This window comes from Chitinophaga oryziterrae, from assembly GCF_009758125.1.
Taxonomy (GTDB): Bacteria; Bacteroidota; Bacteroidia; order Chitinophagales; family Chitinophagaceae; genus Chitinophaga; species Chitinophaga oryziterrae.
The window spans coordinates 1042966-1061209 of sequence record NZ_WRXO01000002.1; the positions used below are offsets into that span (position 1 = coordinate 1042966).

The following is an 18244-nucleotide window of genomic DNA, read 5'->3' on the forward strand; positions in this document are numbered from 1 at the left end:
ACTATTATTTTATAAAACACGCTGTATATAATATCTACGAAGCACATTTCACATGAGGTTTACAATTGTCACAAGCCGCATTCTTCTGATTAGGCCCCCATGAAATTCCCCATTTCTTGAACTTGGTCCCTTCCGGTGCATTCCTGATAATGACCCTTTCTGCATGGTTATTGAGATTATAGGCCTTCCGTACAGATTTTAATTTACTGGTGGGTCTTGGTTGCTCCATTTTGGCTACCCCACTATAAATATTCTCCGCAGGAATACCATGATCTATCAATATCTGTCTCTGCTTCGGTGTCAGCTTTGCTCCATTGCCGGAAGCAAACAACTGTTTCTCTCCACTGGGTAATGTACCCTCTCCAATAGATACAGTGGACTGGTTAAAACCTATTTCAGGTTTATCAGGTATATTACGTTTAAGTGCATTATGCGCTTCCCTGGCTATTTTAGCTAAATCTTCATCAAAAACCGGATGCAGACCTAAGAAATCAAAATCTGCATTGGGATCATTTACATAACTGTAGGCCCTGCTGCCACCATCCAGTCCTATCGGGTCTTTGCTGATATAACTTCCTTCATCCGGACTATAATACCTGAACCTGTTATAATACAGCCCGGTTTCAACATCTTCATACTGCCCCTGGTACCTGAAAGGGATGAATCCTTTTGACCCTGCTAACTTACGTACCTTTCCATAAATATCCAATTCGCAGGACCAGATGTTTTCTCCTGCTTCATCATAGGCCTGACAGGGAGTACCTAAATAATCAGAGATAATAGAGTATTGCTTTCCGTTGATGATCCTGGCAACAGGAATATGAGAATCCCCTTCAAATACCCAGGTGATCAGTGTTTCCTCAGGTACCGGCTCTGGTGATACCGTGATATTGCCCAGTTCATCTATCACTGTCTGAGGTCTTTCATCTGCTGTATATACCCACTCATGCAATGGCGTATCATTATCCCACACCCAACGGGTAATCTTTTGCTGGAATATCTTCGCCGTTCTTCTCCCCAATGCATCATACTCAAACGTCACCGTTTTATTATCCGGCCTTGTTACCTTCGTCAGCTTTCCCTTGGCAGACCATTCATACAACCACACCTTATGGTCGGCCATGATCTTCTTCACCAGAAATCCCTCTGCATCATATTCAAAGCGGGCTTCAGGTGTTTCTTTCACCTGTCCGCCAGTACCGTATTTACGGTCTTTATGCGTAGCTGCACGATACAGGTTGCCCGTCTTATCCGGCTGGCGGTAATCAAACTGCCCATCTTCATATTGCGCCCACGCAAGGTTCCCAAAGTCGTCATGCCCGAATTTAGCCGTACTCTTATTCAGCGCATTCACCATCTGTTTCAACCGCTGATTCACATCCCAGCGATAATAACATTTGCGGGTAGTACGTGTTTTATTATTCACCGTATGTGATGCCGGCATACCCGCCTGGTCGTAGGTCATACTGCTTGTAACACCACCGGTTAAGATCCTTTCTGTTTCAAGTCCCAGCAGGTTATATTGTATCTCTACAGACCATGCATCTTTTAATCCGGCGGCATATGCTTTCATAGTGGTTACATCGCCCATGTTATTGCGATGCAATTGTATCCTGGCACCAAGAGAACTTTGCAGGGAACTACGTTTACCATTTACATCATAACTGCTCTTTACAATATGCCCGTTTTGCCATTCTTCTACTACCCGTCCTAATGCGTCCCGCTTAAACTGTACCGTAGTATTTTCATTTACGGCTTCGATCAGCTGCCCGTTGCGGTCATAGTTGAAAGTAGACCAGCTGCCGTCATGCTGCTCACTGCGCACCAGCATACCAGCATAATCATATTCATACAGTGTACTCTTTCCATCCGGCCGCTCTGTCTTCACAACCTTACCGGTAGTATCGCGTATGAAACGATGTGTAATGCCATCAAATCCTGTTTCCTGTATGATCTCTCCGCGTGCATTACGTACAAAGCGATACGTTTCTCCGTGCTCATTTACAATGGTATGAAGCTGATCTTCTGTATCATAAACGTAGTGTGTTTTAGCACCATGTTCTTCTCTTGTTCTCACACTGCCCAATGGTGTATAAGTAAAACGTACATCATGATGTTTATCACTGGCACGTAACACCTGGTCATAGGCATCATATTCCAGTTGCGTATAATTCCCATCGGGTGTTTCCATTGAGGTAACACGTCCCAGGTTATCATAACGGTAGGTTTGTTTTTGATTCAATGGATTACTGCTGCTGGTGCATTGTCCCCATACATCATGGGTCCAGCGTGCAATACCTCCATCCGGTAACACCATGGAGACGAGATTAAAGTCCTCATCATATTCCATCAGCGTAGCGTTGTCATTGAGGTCTTCCACACGCGATAACAACTGTTGTTGATTGTAACGGAACACCTGTATAGTACCATCAGGTTTAGTCACCGTATGCAGCAAACCATTAGACGGATAATAGATATAAGAACTGCTGTTCCCTTCAGGGTCTACGCCCAGTATCATATTACCATCCTCATTATAAGAGAATGAATAAGCATTGCCATCAGGTTGTACTACAGAAGCGAGATTACCTCTTTCATCATAAGTATAACCGGAGAGAGTACCTTCTTCATCAATCTCCTGGTATATCTCAAAATCTGGTGTATAGTTGGTAAAAGTAGAATTGCCTGAAGCATCTTTTACCTGGTGAACAACAAAGTCAGGTGTATAATAATAAGTAGATGTTTGTCCCAGTGAATTAGTAACAAGATTATATCCTTCCTGCGGATAATATTCAATGAAGCCTTCCAGTAATCCACCATCGCCCCATGTATGCACACAACGTTTCTTTGCATCATATTCCCAGTAAAAACGCTGACCGGTGCGGTCTTGTTTCTCTATCATCAGATGCTTATGAAAAACGATATGATTGGATTGTTCCAGTGCGTCCGTAATAGTGATCAGATCTCCTTCTTCATTATAAGCATAAGATACCATCAGCTGTTCTTCTCCGCGATGACGCGCAGTTACACTGGTAATACGTCCTGCTTTATCATTCTCAATATGTAAATGTCTGCCAACACTATCCGTTACGCGCAGCAGATGGCCTTTACTGTTATAATGCAGGGTAATAATAAAGCCTGCTTTGTTATGTATGGAAGAAAGCCGGTAGTGTTTTTCTGCGGGATGTGTTTTACGGAAGGTATAATACCGTTGTTCTTCATGATTGTACAACTGGTATTCATCGATATCACTTCTTGTTAATGTCAGTTTTTCATGACGATTATATTCATTGTCACCGCTAAAAGGAAGCAGATCGAACATCGCACTGCGTCCGTCTTCTAATAATACCGCTGTAGCCCCTTCTGCTGCAAATTCATGCACCCGCATATCATAAGACAGATGCGTGCCATGCCCCAGTAATCCTTCATGAGAGCTGTCACTGTTCCAGGAACGTTTCCATATTAAGGTAATAGGCCCTGGCAATTCAAAATCAAGACCATCATATATCACAATGCCCTGCACCAGGTCTACCGGCTCAAAGCCCTTTTTACACAGGAACTTACTCAGTTTATTGCTGCCTAATTTTCCCTTCAGTGCATGATTGAATTTAGTTGTCAGCTTACGCCCGATTTTACCTAAGCCTTTCATCAGTGCACCGAAACCAAAGGACATCACAAGGTTCATTAATACGCCTGCCCAGTCGGGCACAAAAGGACCACCTACCATTACCGGTTTACCAAAGGAGAGGGGGATAGAGAAGGAGGTAGGCAGGTACATACTTGGAATAGGTTTCAGCTTCTTACCTGGTTTTAAGGAAAGCGGAAGACCGATATCATTACAGGTCATGAGCATATGTCCGGAAGGGCTCATCATTCTTCCTTCCACCATTACTTTTTTGCTGCCAAAGAAGTTCACGGAATCATGGCCTATCATAGGAGCCAGCAACCAGGGCCCACCCATGGGAATATGAAAGAGAATGACGATGATACCACTGGTATCACTCACCCCTCTGGGTACATGATTCACTTTGGTAGTAGCGCCTAAAAATGGAATATAATCCATGGGGTCCAGCACAAATCCAATATAAGGATGTGGCAGCGGAATGGGGAAGCCGAATAATATAACAATATGTATATCCAGCCCTATGACGGGAATAAAGTGTTTATTGCTAACCAGCATACGCGTTTTTTTAAAGGTTCTCCATTTCCAGAGGCAGGTTCATAGGCATCCGGTTTTTCCGGATGGTATCGACATCAGTTTTCCAGTCGGCCCCAAATAAACGGCCCATCTTTTCATCGATGCCATTGATCACGTCGGTCATTTTGTTAGCGTGCGCATGATCGTAATAGTCACGTAACAGATAGATGTATATAGAGGCGCTTACTTCTTCATCAGATAGTGGTAATCCGGCCAGATAACCTTTTTCGAGGATATCATAATAACGGCCGGCGTCTTTGCGACGGCATAACTCAGCTGCCTGGTACCAGGCATTTAAAGCCTGTTGGGAGAAGTTATGCAGTTGTGCCATCTCTGCCTGTTGTATAAACCAGTTAATGGCTTCTGTAAAGCGCCTGCGTATCTGTGCATAGGCGCCCTGGTAACCATAAAACTGCACCAGCAAGGGTAAACAGGCTGTATCACCCTGTTGTACCCCCTGTTTGGATATACGCTGTCCGCGTTCCAGTAACAACGGTATCTGTGGATCTCTTTTAAAATGGAACAGCATACCTGCATACATAATATGCGCAGTAGCGAACAATCCCTTGTTACCGCTTTTTTGTGTGCAGTCCAGCGCCGCTTGTCCCCAGCGGTGCAGACGTTTAACATCTTTATCTTTGAGCGCTTCCCCCATTTCAAATACGCACTTGCGCATCATGATCTCCGGGTTGTTAGGATCGCCGCTGCCGCCTAGTTTACGAATGGCTGCATGCAGGTCCATAGACACGTGAATGGTACATAACATGTCCGGGAATTGCCGGTCGTGCATCGCAAACTGTTCGTTATTCAGATGGTCCAGTACCAGCAATTTCACACCTGATGGAATACCTTTTTTGAGGATGGTCGTCAGCCAGTTCTTCATGTCCCGGGTATTGCTGACCTGTCTGGGTAAGAGCACCAGTACCAGTTGTTGTTTCGCGGGCAAAGCACGTTGAAAGGAGGCCAGCATCAGCAATAAATCCTCATCACTTTTTCCCTGTGCAAAAGGCTTCGGGTCCCATGTAAAACCAGCATTACGCTGCTCCATCTCCTGTAACAGCGCAGTACTGTTATTGTAAGTTTCCAGCCAGTCTTTTATGAGTGCTGCACTGTAAGTATCTTCATCTTCGAAATCAGTAAGGTGGGTAACGAATACTTCCGGTAAGCTGCCATGAGCAGAAGATTCCAGTTTCACGAAACCTTCATATACACGCGATTCTTCCGGCTTTATCACCATTCTCACCAGCTTCAATGCCGGTTTGCCGCTTGTCTTTTCCAGCCAGGTACGTTGTATATTATTGACCAGTTGGGCTATGGGATTATGTTCATTCATAATACAGCTTAACAGTTAATGTTCACCATTCCACCTACTATATCAGTAGTGGTATTACCGTTCATTTTAATACTCAGACTGCTGATATCTACTTTGGTTTTTCCTATTACCTCATAGTGTTCTGCATTCAGCTTCATATTAGCAGTACTGATCATTTCATGCAGGGTATCTGCTGTTGTAGTGACTTTATCTGCTGCCGTATCTATTTTATTCGCTTTATTATCTACAGTAATCTGTGCAGGTCCTTCTCCGATCACCACTTTTTCAGACCCTTTAATATGAATTTCTTTGGAGATAAATTCTATCTTATTAGGCGCATCCACTATAATATGATCATCTGTTTTCACGGTCACCAGTGTCTGTGAATTGATAGTGATATTACCGGCGCCATCCATCGCCATGGAGCTGCCGTTTTTATCAGTAACAGTTACACTACCTGCAGCATCATTCAGCACGATCATATTACCACTGCGCGTTTTGAGCGCTTTCACATCATTGCCTGCATTGCCGTAACTGCTTTTGGCTTTACCATTATAGGTACTGCCTATTACAAAGGGTTGTTCTGCATTACCGCCTTCAAACTCTGCTATAATTTCTTCTCCTACTTCAGGCATAATAAATAACCCTTTATCTCCACCACCGGAAGAAGATACAACCCTTATCCAGGGTGTTTGCCCCTGCTGCATCCAGCGGAACTTCACCTTGATACGGCCTAATCCTTTAGGGTCATTATTCTCTACAACGGTAGCAGATTGAGGCTCACAATAGGGGATGTTACTGAGGTCTACATGTGGGGTAGCAACGTCTGCGGGTATACCTTCAAATATGTTATGATAGCTGCCGTTGGCACTACAGTAATGGCGTATACCGGTAACCATAAATTCCCCGTGATGCTGTTCCTGAGAGAAAGCAGATTCATTGATACTGACAGTATCGCCGATACGGAAAGAAGGATTGGTACTGCTGCCTTTTAATGTAACCATCTTAGCGAGTTGCCCTTTCTTCTTCAGCATGGTCATTTTATCTATCTGTGATTTGGCGCTGCTGTTGAAGGCATAGTTCATTTTATATAAGCCTTCGCGACTGTATAACTTCGTGCTTATTTCATGCGCATGTTGTGAATAGGCATTCATCTTACCTACTTCTTTCGCCTGCGTATTATCTTCCACTACAGTATCCTGGCGATAGTCGTATCCGTTGAGACGTGCATTATTCGGCCGTACTGATAATTCAATGTTAAAATCAAGTAGATCTACCTGGTGGGTAAGTACCGTTTTCTGTGGCGTATATTTACCAAATACCTGTTGCTGTCCGTCATAGAAAAACCACTCCCCATATCTTTCAGATAATCTTTTAATAAAGGAATAAGATGTTTCTTTATACTGAACAATATACTTCTGTGTTTCTTTTGTCTCAGGACTGATAGTCGTTCTGAGTACATTGGGAGGATAGCTTTTCACCGTAGCAGAAACAATATCCGATAATGATTTATTTTCGAATGCCGCAATGTGCGGATCATCTTCCAGTAGTATGCTTGGGCTTTGTCCTTTGATGATGCAATGACCATGTGTGCCATCGCCCTGTTTACCAGTGGTAATGTTCATCACAATTCCTTTGAAGATCAGGTTTTTTACACCAGAGAGTTGCTCTGCCGGTGCTACATTGATCTCTACTTCTTCTCCGAGGAATTTGGTAGCGGCACCTGAAATACCTCCACCCAGTTTTTCAAACCAGTCATAGCTGACATATATCTCAAAATCGTGATGACCGTTAATATATTGTCGCAGTTCTATCGTATGAAACGTTTCGAACTGTTGTCCGGCAATGGAAAAAGAAGTTTTTGTATTAAGCGCCATGATGTTAATATTTTATTTCTTTTCTTTCAGAATAAGAGGCTTGCTGAGAAGGCCTTCCTTTTGTTGGGGATGCAGTACAACGTCTGCTCCATTGAATGTTACAGTAAAGCCAGAGAAAGTGATCACTCCCTGTTTATTGGATGTTAACTGAAAAGTACTGCCTGATGTGATGGTCCAGGCATTATATCCCGGTAACCCGCTCAGGTTCCCGTTTGCATTGGTCTGCATGTTATTATATAACAGCTTACCGTTTTCATCGTATACGTCGAACCGTTTGCCTCTGAAATAGTAAGCCAGATAGTTATTGGTATGCATCCATAAAGGAGTGCCGGCCTTTTCTTTTGGTACTTTCTCAAACTGTACAGAATCTGTTCTTCCCTCTTTGTTAGCAATACCCAGCCACAGATCTTTTTTATCATTATGACTGATTAATGTAAAAGAGGCATCTTCAAACAAAGAAGATTGTCCGCCATTAAAGATGGGTCTGTCCAGCTGCCATACCTTCCTGTCGGGCAATACTTTTTCCTTACTGACATGTACAGGAAAATATTCCGCACCATATGTATAGATGCTGACATTATCAGAGAGGATACGCAGAGAAGAAATAGGGCTGAGGTATTTTGAAAAGTCTACGGATTTCCAGAAGGAATCTTCCGGGGGATGTTGTTTGCGGGCATCCAGGTAACTTTTAGGCATCCATATTGCGTTGTCTACTGTTATAGTTTGTGCAATAGCAGAAGTCGCGAATGCCAGTAAAAGGGTTATATACAAAATGGATCTTTTCATAGACTTTAATTTACTTCCCAGAACCAGATCTGTTTCACACGATTATCATTCGTATAATCTCCGGTGGCTGTCTGTATCTGAGCGTTTACGTGATATAACAGATCTATATGATCTCCTGAATTATTTGTCCCGTAAAAGTCCTTAAAGAAGATAATGCCGTTCTTAGACCAATACTGATTACTGATGAAATCGTTTTTCTGTGCAGCACTATTACAATCAATGATCACTGGTTTACCGTAATTACGCCATATCCATGTAGCCAGGCTTTCAGCGCCCCTTGCATAACCGTGTGTACATTTCGGGTCTGTATAATTGGCCAGGCTTACTCCTGATTTAATAAGACAGTATGACATCCTGATAGCGCACTGGTTTTCGTACTGATACATTCCATTGCGGTCTTTCTCATCGCACGGCATTGCGTGGCTGCTGCCGGGAGGAGCATCTCTGTCGTGCGGATAGCTACTCCATAATGTATTAAAAGACGGAAATTTCTTAAGTCCCATAAACACTGATTAAGCCTGAGGCCAGGGGTTCTGAAACGTGGAGCTGCCCAGTTGTACTTCTCTTGCTGAGAGTACCAGTTTTATCTGCATAGGAATTTCACCACTTGCATGAAAATGCTCAAAGTATTCCACGCAATAGGCATCCGTAAATTTCAGTTCTTTCATTTTAGACATCGCATCACGGCGAAAGAAAACAATGCTGCCGCTTTTAGTCTGTGTATTGGATATCATCCAGTCGAACAATGACGTATTACCATCTGATTCAAGTAATACTGTAAGTGAGCCTCCTGTGGGTCGGGCAGCCGGTTTTCCGTTATGATCTGTATGCTGCGAAAAAGAAAATTGGCAATCCAGTACATTGATTTCTTCTCCGTCTAATCGCATTACTGCTTTGAATGACATACCTGTGAGGTTTTTGGATTAACTATAATTACAAATAAAGATAAATGGTCAATACGAAAATAAATTATTCTGCCAGATAATCAGCATCATTTGGAAAAAATTAACTGATAACAGGGAGTAATTTATAACGGTATAATATGTTACTTTTATTTAAAATTATCATTAATTGATATTTGTTTTAAATTGTTGATCCGGATGAAGATGATTGATTGAGAATTGCTTAACTGTAATTGACACAGCAGTGTATAAAAGTGATTGCACGAACACTGCTATATTTGCAGTAGTCATATAAGCCCCTATAGCGCATTTCAACAGCGTAATAAATAATTCATATACATTTTAGCTGTATCTTTATCCCTGTTAATAATGCCCATATAATCGTAACCCTTTTTAAATAATAAACGGAAAAACCTATAAGTTAACTAATGACCCTGGCTACTTATAATATATATGCTCCGGAAGTGCAGGCGACTATCCGCATTGCACAAGCTCTCGCAAAAGAACATCATCATGTGCATTATACTCCTGCACACCTGTTACTCGCATGTTTACATAGAGAAATAAATTTATCTGCTTCTTTACAGGCCATGGATATTGATATCTATTACCTGGAAGAATGGGCAGAAGTACGACTGGATAGTTTACCTAAAGCAACAAGACCATCAGAGGAGCCTGAACCGGATGAACACGCTGCGAACGTATTACAGGAAGCGGATGCAGTAAGACTGGAGTATGATCTTGATGCAGCGGATGCATGGTGCGTACTGGTAGCATTAAGTACACCCGGAGTAGGATTTTCATATGAGCAGTTGAAGACTTTCCCGTTGCAACGTGAACAGTTGCTTACTCATTTCAGTAAGACTGCGATACAACCGGCAGTGAAGTCTAACGGTACCGGTAAAACGACCGCACTCAGGTATATATACCGCCTTACTGATCCGCAACGTCTGCAATCAGAACATGCACTCGCAGGCCGGGATGCAGAAGTGCGTACCATGATTGAAATCCTGACCCGTAAAGGACGTTCCAGCATCCTGCTGACAGGAGAGGGGGGCATTGGCAAAACATCCATGGCTATTGCACTGGCGCGTGCCATCATCAATAAACAGGCGCCATCACAATTACATAATACCGATGTATACGTGCTGGACTATGGTTCGTTCATCGCCGGGGCCGCTTATAAAAACGAACTGGAAGACCGCCTGCAACAAATCATTCAGCAATTACAAACTGCGGGCAGGCATATACTATTTATAGACAATCTGCATACCTTACTGGATAAGCAGCCCAATACTGCCGGCGGTATCGCCAACGTATTAAAAGCTGCGCTTGGCAAAGGCGATATCACTGTTGTAGGTACCAGCACCCCGGAAGGTTTCCGCAAACTGATAGAACCGGACAGCCTGTTGCGGCACTGCTTTGAAACAATCACTTTATCAGAACCTGATGAAGCGCTCGCAGCCCGTATGATACAGGCAGTAGTCCCTGATTACGAAAGCTACTACGGACTAACTGCTGATCCTGAAGTGATCTCAGATGCCATCCGTCTCGCCCGTCGTTATCTCAAAGAACGCAGTCTGCCGGACAGTGCCATTAATTTAATGGACCGTACCCTGGCAGCTGTGCGCACTACACAGGATACCGGTGAACAAATACTTGCCGACCTGAAAGTCAAACTGGAAGTTGCCGGGGATAGCCACCCGGAATTACTCTGGTGGTATCAGCAGTTAAGGCAGCGTTTAAGCGCTTTACTGATCACAAGGCTACAGATAGACCAGGAGATCTCTAAAATCGAAGATAAGGGCACTTTAAAGGCCATTCTGTCCAATCTGATTGAACAGTTGGAACCTATGGTGCAAAATAAGGCCACCGCCGTTACAACGACAGACCTGGCCACCACGATTGCAGAAAGCACCGGTATTCCACTGGGTAAGATCCAATCCGGGGAAAGGGAGCGGCTGGTGAACATGGACAAAGAGCTGCAAAAACGCGTAGTAGGGCAGGACCATGCACTTAAAACAGTGGCCGAGGCTATCCTGGAATCCCGCTCCGGATTGAGCCGGCCGGGACAGCCAATAGGCTCGTTCTTTTTCCTGGGGCCTACGGGTACCGGTAAGACCGAACTGGCCAAATCTTTGGCAGACTTCTTGTTTCAGGATGAAAGGTCCATGATCCGGTTTGATATGTCCGAGTTTAAGGAAGAGCATTCTGCCGCTCTTCTGTATGGTGCGCCCCCGGGTTATGTAGGTTATGAGGAGGGAGGTTTACTGGTAAACAAGATCCGGCAACAACCCTATGCCGTTGTATTGTTCGATGAGATTGAAAAAGCACACCCTTCTGTATTCGATATTTTTCTGCAGATAATGGATGAAGGTAAATTACACGACCGTCTTGGTAAAACAGGTGATTTTTCCAATGCCCTTATTCTGTTCACTTCCAATATTGGTAGCGATGTGATCGCACAGTCATTCCGCCAGGGTGTTATCCCACCTTCGCAACAGTTAATGGAACTAATGACGCGTCACTTCAGACCCGAATTCCTGGGCCGTTTAACAGAGATTGTTCCGTTTGGCCCGATTCAGCAGGAAAATGTGGTGAAGATATTCGACATTCATCTGCAACACTTACTGCAATTGCTAAAACAGCAGCAGATCTCTTTGGAGGTTTCGCTGGCAGCAAGACAGCAACTGGCCGCAGAAGGTTATTCCCCGTTATACGGGGCAAGACCTTTAAAAGAAGTAATACGCAGCCGCCTGCGAAAACCATTGTCAAGGATGATCATTGAAGGTAGCCTGCAACCCCATACGACAGTTAAACTGGATATAGATAGGAACGGGGAGCTGCAATGGGACATAGTAGCATCAGAATTGTAAGAAACCATAGCGCATTTATTGTTGTAAAAACCACTTAATATGAATGATAATTACGGAATTGGCGGTAACGAAGTAAGACTCGACGCTAATGAGGCCATTATTGAAATCTCTCATAACCGGACATTGTTTGCTGAAAAGTTAACCAGGCAGACACCTGTTAAACCGGAAATCGTACAGGGATTAACAACTGTAGAGGATGTGTTTGAAAACTACAAACCTTCCGTTAACATGCTTTTTCATGATGCAGAAGGCCGTACAGTGCCCGAAAATCTGGAGTTCCATAACCTTGGTGACTTCGGTGTAAAAGGTATCACTGCCCAAAGCAATTTCCTGAATAACCTGGCAACAGAAAAGGAACAATATCTCAAAATCATGAAACACCTTAAAACAAATAAGGTGTTGAAAAGCGCACTGGCAGATCCTGCAGCAAGACAGGCATTACTAACTTCTGTAAAGTCATTGCTGGCTGATCTGAACAACAACAAATAACCCATAATTCATTATCATATGGCAGAATTACAAAAACAACCGGAGTCACAGGAACAGCTCCAGGTCACTCCCGGTCAGCAATCTGCATCCCTTGATCAAAGTTTGGATACATTGGCCAAATACGGCGGGTTCGATCTGCTGGAAGGTACCATCGAAGGCATACAGAATATCAACCCGGAACGTAAAGCGCGTCGTAATATATTTTTAACGGAAAGCTCCAAAAAGAGTGAAAGGGAAAAGCTGAGGAAAACCCTGGAACTGTGGGAGAAAGTGCTGACAGAAGCTCAGGACCTGCCCGATATGGTCAGCTACTGTACAGAACATTCCGAACAGGCAGACAGGGTCCTCACCAACAACCTGTCTGAGGCAGTGGAAAGCACCCGCGACCTGGAACAATCCTATCGCAACGTGGCCCTGTTCTTCAAAAACACAGAGTCTGATAAAGTAAAGAACATTGCCTTCATCAACGCAGACCCCGACCAGTTAAAAGACCTGGACAATACACGTTTCATTGATGCCGTGCAACAGGAACTGGTAGCGAACTTCGATCGCCTGGACCTGCGTGGTAACTACAGCCTGCTGGTAATACCCGGTTACCTGGGTTCCAATAAGGTACTGGAAAAATGGGCCAAGATCGCTTATGAAAATAAGACAATGCTGGTAACGGATTTCTCTCACCTGGATGCACCGGACGATGTGATGGAAATGTTTGAGCTCGCCAACCTTACCGGTGGTGAAGTGCATCGTTCCAATGTGATCATGTCCTGTAACTGGCTGGTGGGGCGTGGCAAGTTTGATGAAATCCATGAAGAGGATAATCTCTACATTCCACCTTCAGGTGCACTGGCAGGTAAGATCTATAAAACACTGATGTCTCAGGTAACTGCCGGTAAGAAATTCGGTGGTATCAATGAGGTAGATGGTGTGAAATTCGAACTGAAGAAAAGTGAAATTGCCAGCCTGGAAAAAATGGGATTGATCCCTATGGTAAAAGAATATGGCAAGGTAATGGCCTTCAGTGCGAAAACATTATTCAATGGAGACAACCTTGGTTTACAGACCTACTCCGTAGTACGTGTATTTGATTACGTTACAAAAGTACTGATGGACTTCCTCAACCGCCGTGCTTTCGAAAACTTCAATGCCAATACCCGTAAAGACCTGATGAAGCAGATCATCCGCTTCCTGGACAGTATTACCGGTCCGGAAAAACTGATCGAGGATTTCAATATCCGCCGCTTTGAACAGGATACTATTCAAAAAGACTTGATCCACCTGGATATTCACCTCAAACCATATTTCCCTGCAAAGAACTTCCTGATCAAAATGGAAGGACATAAAGGAGAAGATATGAACAATGAGTGGGATACTGAATATGAACAGGATAAATCATGATTTCAGGTAGCAGGCACCATCAGAAGGTTAGGGCTTGTGAAAAATGTCTATTCATCAGGCTCCGTCAGGAGCCCCGTGTTTGTAGAAATATGGCACACTAAGTAAAACAGACTCCGTAGGAGTTCCCTGTTAAAGTATTAAAAGGGGCTCCTATGGAGTCTAAATTAAATATCAGAATTTATTTGCTACAAATACGAAGCTCCTGACGGAGCTTTGATTGCAAATCATCTTGTAGTTAAATAGAATGGAAAAGAATTATCAGATGAAGCATGCGTTAACAGTCTTCTGCTGTTTATTGTTTTGGAATAGCGTGCTTGGACAAAAACAGACAGATAGCATTATTACAACTAAAGGCGCTGTCACCCTTATTACCTGTGGAGCTGCGATTAGTACATTTCAAATTGGAGATGGTAAAAATTCAGATTATGATTACCGGATTGTAGATGGAACGATCGTTTTCATAAGACCCATCGTTGCCAACCCGCGAACAACGAACCTGGTCATTCGTGAAGGAGAGAACATCCACTACATGATCCTCGCATTCAGGGATAAGGCAGACCTTTCCCGCTTAAAGTATACGCTGTCTCCTGCAAAAGGTGGTGCGGCAAAAGGTACGGAACAACAGCCGCAACCTGCAACACCGGAAGAGGAAGAAGAACCTGCAGTTACGTCCAATATCGATACTGTAACTGTAAGTCGTATCGCCAGTGATTTTATGCGGCAGAAGAGAGTCAGCCACCAGTACGAAACAACGGCCGATGGCATCACCCTCAGTTTCTCGCAGGTAATGACGCTGGATAGTCTGGTATACTTCTGTTTCCATATTAAAAACCGTACAAACGATCCTTACATTATTGGCAAAACAACGCTGATGCATAAAACAGTAAAAGATTCTGCTGTACTTGATCCCATGCCCATACTTTATAGAAAAGTTAATACTACATTGGCCGGCAGGGGAGAACAACAACTGGTGTATGTAACAGGCGCCACATCTTTTAAAAGGAATGATGAAGTGATCATGGTGATTTATAATGGACTGAATAAAGATCAGGTAGTACTATACACACCGGTAGGCGCTTTCCCTAAGTATATGATCAGTAAATAAAATATGCGTTATTCCATCCGTCATATATTGTTTGTGATCTGCTGCTTTGCAGTAGTGACAGTCAGTGCCCGGCAGGTAAATTTCTGCGGAGAATCTGTTCCTCTGGAAAAAGAGTTTGTCTCTTACCGTTTGATGGATGTAATAAAAGGCAACTTACGTCACCGCAACTTCCTGCCTTTCCTGAAAGCAAAAACGGATATATACTTCCCCCTCATTATTCCCATTTTACAACAATACAATATACCTGAAGATTTTAAATACCTGCCCGTGGTAGAAAGTGGCTTTACAAATGCTACTTCTCCTGTGGGCGCCCAGGGGGTATGGCAGTTCATGCCGGCTACAGCTGCTGCATTAGGGTTAGAGGTAAGTTATAATAATGATGAACGCAATCACTTACTCAAATCTACCCATGCTGCCTGCCGTTATTTACAACAGTTACATGAGCAGTTACATTCCTGGACGCTGGCGGCCGCTGCGTACAATGCAGGTGCAGGGAATATTTCCCGTAATGTAAAAAGACAGGGAAGTAAGGATTATTATCAACTGATGCTGAATAGTGAAACAGCGCAATACCTTTACAAGATCATTGCCATCAAACAACTCTTCGAAAGCCCTGAACTATATATGCCTGGTTTCGGATATAATGTATTTGATAAGAGTACAGTCAATGGATCTGTATTCTCTTCAGCTCCGGCAGCTTCGAATAGTGATTTCAAAAGCATCCGTATCAACATGGGCAAACAAAGCAGCAGCAAAACCGGTTACGTTGCATATGCTGCACGTCTGCAAAGTAATATGGGTTTCCAGGATGGACAACTGGTCAGTATTTTACTATTGGACGATTTACAATCAAACGGAGTGTACATCAGGAAGAATACAAAGTTATCAGGGAGAGGGTGGCTGGTCAGCAACCGTATTTATGTAGACCTGGGTTTTGGGAATACCATTGTCCTTTGTGATAAAGTGGGGAACAAAGGAGTACCGCCTGACATTCTCAAATCAGGCGGCGATGTCCGTTTAAAGCAAATATAATCTACATCAGCACTTCATTCATAAATATCCTGTAAGGATAATTATTTGCAGAATGTTCCTGCAACTGTGTTAACAGCTCGTCTTTCAGATACGCAAGATTTCCCGCAGCATAATGTTCAGCAGGCTTTGACAGCAGGATCTTAATATCCATTGTTCTGCTATAACCTTCCGTAGAACCCTGCTTCACTGTCACACCTTTTGAAATAGCTACTTCGCGTACTTCTTTACCTAAGACATACCTGCACAATGCTTTGATATCTTCCGGTGTCACCACCCGGTTACGACTTAATAAATGATACCGGTACAGATTGATCTTCTCATCTATATTCAGCCTGTCTTTCCCACCTTGTGTGTTAGACAACAGGGTGATAGTGCCTGGCCTTACCTGTATGCTTCCATATTCCTGCAAATGACTGCCCATGCGGATGTTATTCGCAATACTGCCATTGGTCGTATAAAACTCTAAGAACAGATAGTCTGCATTCTCCCGTGGTTTGATCATCAGGTAAGGAATGTTTCCCCGGTTGGTACCCGGTTGTAACTGTTCTTCCAGAGATGCAATCAACTGGTGTAATTCCCGCATTCTGCCGGCTACATAATCATTCCGCACTTCTTCAAACATTGCGCTCTCATCTCTGATGACCTCTATCAGGTAAGCAATGATCTCTTTGGCTTCCCTGGAATCAAACCGGCCTATACCACTGCTGCGGATCACCAGTTCTCCTTCCTGCATTTCTCCGGCCGTAGTAAAGTTTCTTACATGATAGTCGAATCCGCTGGTGTCATACACCCGCTTTACATCGAAATAAATGTCCGCAGTATGCAGTGGCATAATGTTGAGGTACTTATTTAATCGCTGCGACTGCTCATTCACTTTTTTGTTAATCACCGGAAAGCAGTTGATCGAACAAAATAAGTCTTCTAAAAGTGAATGACGGATAGTCTCCGGAAACTCCACTCTTACCCAGCAGATCTCATTATTATAAGCGGCAAAGTTATTCCCGAATATCTGCTGCAAGGTAGCCGGTGCCGGTTGCTGAGGTGGTAATGGCATACTGCTGGTCACCGTTAGAAAGTGCCGGCGGAAACGCTGCAATACCTGCTGACTATACTTACTGTTTGTATCAAAAGCAGGCTGCATGATCGCATCCAGGTCTTCTTCCGCAGAAGCACGGCTATGACTATAACCGCTTTTGAAAGTCAGTTCGGTATTACCTATAAAAAGGCGCGACAAAGGCAGATAATAATAAAACATCTCCTGCTGATGCACATTCCTCAGGTCAAAAAACAAAGACAGCCCATCCAGGGAAGAAGGGGCGCCTTCCATATTCAATCCCAGCCACAGATGGTTCGGCGGGGTATCTGTTTGCAATGTACCCTGCAACACCTGTTCCTTAAACCACTGGTCTTTGCTCTCATAGAGTTTATTCCCTATTGCCATATATTTCACCTGCCCGCGGAACAACTTATGTTGCGCTACCGGCATGAAAAACAAATCCTGACTATTAAACCCGTTCCGCAGGGTATAAAAAAACTGGTGATCAGGCGTAAGTGTGGTCGTTGTTTCATTACTGCTGGCATGCAGAATGCCATAAGCAGGCTGACTGCTGGTAATCGGTTCCGGCATCATGATCTGCGCAAGCCTTTCCACCAGTCGGGCATGCGATACGTCCACTTCCCCGGAAATCTTTTCCAGTTCACTCGCACAAGCCTCTAACAACAGTTGAACGATGGGGTCAAAAGAGGTCTCTACTTCAGCATCCGGGTATCCCCATAGTCTGGCAGCAGTTTTCAGCATCCGGTCTTTTATTCTTTCTTTTTGTTCTTTCGCCATGACAATGAGTTTAATCGTAAGACAAAGGGCTTACATAAAAGAAACTATTATAGTGAAAAGGGGTCTTATTGCGTGCCAGTACACCCGTTACGGTTACTTTTATTTTCTTTTTCACTTTACGGGCAGTAGCCGAAGGGAATTCTTCCTGGCTTACCATGGCCACCACCCTGATCTGGGATATTCTTTTCTCATACCGCATAATAGAGGCTTTGATAGCCAGCTCTACGGACTCTTTCACTTCATTATTGGAAGCACGGATATCAAAATCAGAATCCCATAGCTGGCAGCCATATTGCGGATCATCTTTATTCTCACCCAGTACGGTAGTAATGAGCAATTGTATATGCTGTGCCACAGACTCCTCCAGGTTACAATCAGGAAGGTCTTTCTTTTGCAGTATGCGGGAAAAGTCCAATGGCAGTTTATAATATGCTTTCATGA

13 protein-coding genes are annotated in these 18244 nt (G+C 43.7%); 5 read left to right on the forward strand and 8 right to left on the reverse strand.

From position 1 onward, the window contains the following. Positions 1–34: 34 nt before the first annotated feature. Genes GO495_RS11770 through tssD form a run of 6 tightly spaced genes read right to left on the reverse strand, consistent with a single transcriptional unit; the run spans position 35 to position 9075 of the window. Entirely contained in the window at positions 35–4177 is a 4143-nt protein-coding gene (locus tag GO495_RS11770; protein ID WP_157299869.1) for an RHS repeat-associated core domain-containing protein, read from the reverse strand. A 10-nt stretch (positions 4178–4187) separates the two neighbouring features. Continuing rightward, a complete protein-coding gene (locus tag GO495_RS11775) occupies positions 4188–5528 on the reverse strand; it encodes a hypothetical protein (protein ID WP_157299870.1) in 1341 nt (446 codons plus the stop codon). An 8-nt stretch (positions 5529–5536) separates the two neighbouring features. After that, the gene (locus GO495_RS11780; RefSeq protein WP_157299871.1) at positions 5537–7384 is read right to left on the reverse strand and encodes a type VI secretion system Vgr family protein; all 1848 of its coding nucleotides are present in this window, start codon (positions 7382–7384) and stop codon (positions 5537–5539) included. A gap of 12 nt (positions 7385–7396) precedes the next feature. Then, positions 7397–8170 carry a hypothetical protein gene (locus GO495_RS11785; protein ID WP_157299872.1) on the reverse strand — a complete coding sequence of 258 codons (774 nt, stop codon included), beginning with the start codon at positions 8168–8170 and terminating at the stop codon, positions 7397–7399. 5 nt (positions 8171–8175) lie between these two features. Continuing rightward, complete coding sequence (locus GO495_RS11790; RefSeq protein ID WP_157299873.1) at positions 8176–8673, reverse strand: type VI secretion system amidase effector protein Tae4; 498 nt, start codon at positions 8671–8673, stop codon at positions 8176–8178. Between the two features lie 9 nt (positions 8674–8682). Further along, positions 8683–9075, reverse strand: a complete 393-nt coding sequence (gene tssD, locus GO495_RS11795; RefSeq protein ID WP_089783182.1) for a type VI secretion system tube protein TssD — start codon at positions 9073–9075, stop codon at positions 8683–8685. A gap of 425 nt (positions 9076–9500) precedes the next feature. Here tssD and GO495_RS11800 point away from each other — a divergent pair, with 425 nt between their 5' ends. The 5 genes from GO495_RS11800 (at position 9501) to GO495_RS11820 (ending at position 15969) form a co-directional block, all read left to right on the forward strand. Next, entirely contained in the window at positions 9501–11948 is a 2448-nt protein-coding gene (locus GO495_RS11800; RefSeq protein ID WP_157299874.1) for an AAA family ATPase, read from the forward strand. Between the two features lie 39 nt (positions 11949–11987). Then, complete coding sequence (locus tag GO495_RS11805; protein ID WP_157299875.1) at positions 11988–12437, forward strand: hypothetical protein; 450 nt, start codon at positions 11988–11990, stop codon at positions 12435–12437. Positions 12438–12455: 18 nt separating this feature from the next. Then, on the forward strand, positions 12456–13832 hold the full coding sequence (locus GO495_RS11810) for a DUF5458 family protein (RefSeq protein WP_157299876.1): 1377 nt from the start codon (positions 12456–12458) through the stop codon (positions 13830–13832). Positions 13833–14076: 244 nt separating this feature from the next. Further along, a complete protein-coding gene (locus GO495_RS11815) occupies positions 14077–14937 on the forward strand; it encodes a hypothetical protein (protein ID WP_157299877.1) in 861 nt (286 codons plus the stop codon). Positions 14938–14940: 3 nt separating this feature from the next. After that, positions 14941–15969, forward strand: coding sequence for a transglycosylase SLT domain-containing protein (locus tag GO495_RS11820; RefSeq protein WP_157299878.1), 1029 nt, complete (start codon positions 14941–14943; stop codon positions 15967–15969). 1 nt (position 15970) lies between these two features. Here the strand turns inward: GO495_RS11820 and GO495_RS11825 are convergent, their stop codons facing one another. Further along, positions 15971–17803 (reverse strand): type VI secretion system baseplate subunit TssF, encoded by a 1833-nt coding sequence (locus tag GO495_RS11825; RefSeq protein WP_157299879.1) that lies wholly within the window; start codon positions 17801–17803, stop codon positions 15971–15973. Between the two features lie 10 nt (positions 17804–17813). Beyond that, on the reverse strand, positions 17814–18242 hold the full coding sequence (locus GO495_RS11830; RefSeq protein WP_157299880.1) for a GPW/gp25 family protein: 429 nt from the start codon (positions 18240–18242) through the stop codon (positions 17814–17816). Positions 18243–18244 lie beyond the last annotated feature (2 nt).

What these genes read in the sequence shown, in the direction of transcription:
- GO495_RS11820 (WP_157299878.1), top strand. Translation starts at nt 14,941, where the DNA reads ATGCGTTATTCCATCCGTCATATATTGTTTGTGATCTGCTGCTTTGCA.
- GO495_RS11775 (WP_157299870.1), bottom strand. Translation starts at nt 5,528, where the DNA reads ATGAATGAACATAATCCCATAGCCCAACTGGTCAATAATATACAACGT.
- GO495_RS11810 (WP_157299876.1), top strand. Translation starts at nt 12,456, where the DNA reads ATGGCAGAATTACAAAAACAACCGGAGTCACAGGAACAGCTCCAGGTC.
- GO495_RS11800 (WP_157299874.1), top strand. Translation starts at nt 9,501, where the DNA reads ATGACCCTGGCTACTTATAATATATATGCTCCGGAAGTGCAGGCGACT.
- GO495_RS11805 (WP_157299875.1), top strand. Translation starts at nt 11,988, where the DNA reads ATGAATGATAATTACGGAATTGGCGGTAACGAAGTAAGACTCGACGCT.
- GO495_RS11785 (WP_157299872.1), bottom strand. Translation starts at nt 8,170, where the DNA reads ATGAAAAGATCCATTTTGTATATAACCCTTTTACTGGCATTCGCGACT.
- GO495_RS11770 (WP_157299869.1), bottom strand. Translation starts at nt 4,177, where the DNA reads ATGCTGGTTAGCAATAAACACTTTATTCCCGTCATAGGGCTGGATATA.
- GO495_RS11780 (WP_157299871.1), bottom strand. Translation starts at nt 7,384, where the DNA reads ATGGCGCTTAATACAAAAACTTCTTTTTCCATTGCCGGACAACAGTTC.
- GO495_RS11830 (WP_157299880.1), bottom strand. Translation starts at nt 18,242, where the DNA reads ATGAAAGCATATTATAAACTGCCATTGGACTTTTCCCGCATACTGCAA.
- GO495_RS11815 (WP_157299877.1), top strand. Translation starts at nt 14,077, where the DNA reads ATGGAAAAGAATTATCAGATGAAGCATGCGTTAACAGTCTTCTGCTGT.
- GO495_RS11825 (WP_157299879.1), bottom strand. Translation starts at nt 17,803, where the DNA reads ATGGCGAAAGAACAAAAAGAAAGAATAAAAGACCGGATGCTGAAAACT.
- tssD (WP_089783182.1), bottom strand. Translation starts at nt 9,075, where the DNA reads ATGTCATTCAAAGCAGTAATGCGATTAGACGGAGAAGAAATCAATGTA.
- GO495_RS11790 (WP_157299873.1), bottom strand. Translation starts at nt 8,673, where the DNA reads ATGGGACTTAAGAAATTTCCGTCTTTTAATACATTATGGAGTAGCTAT.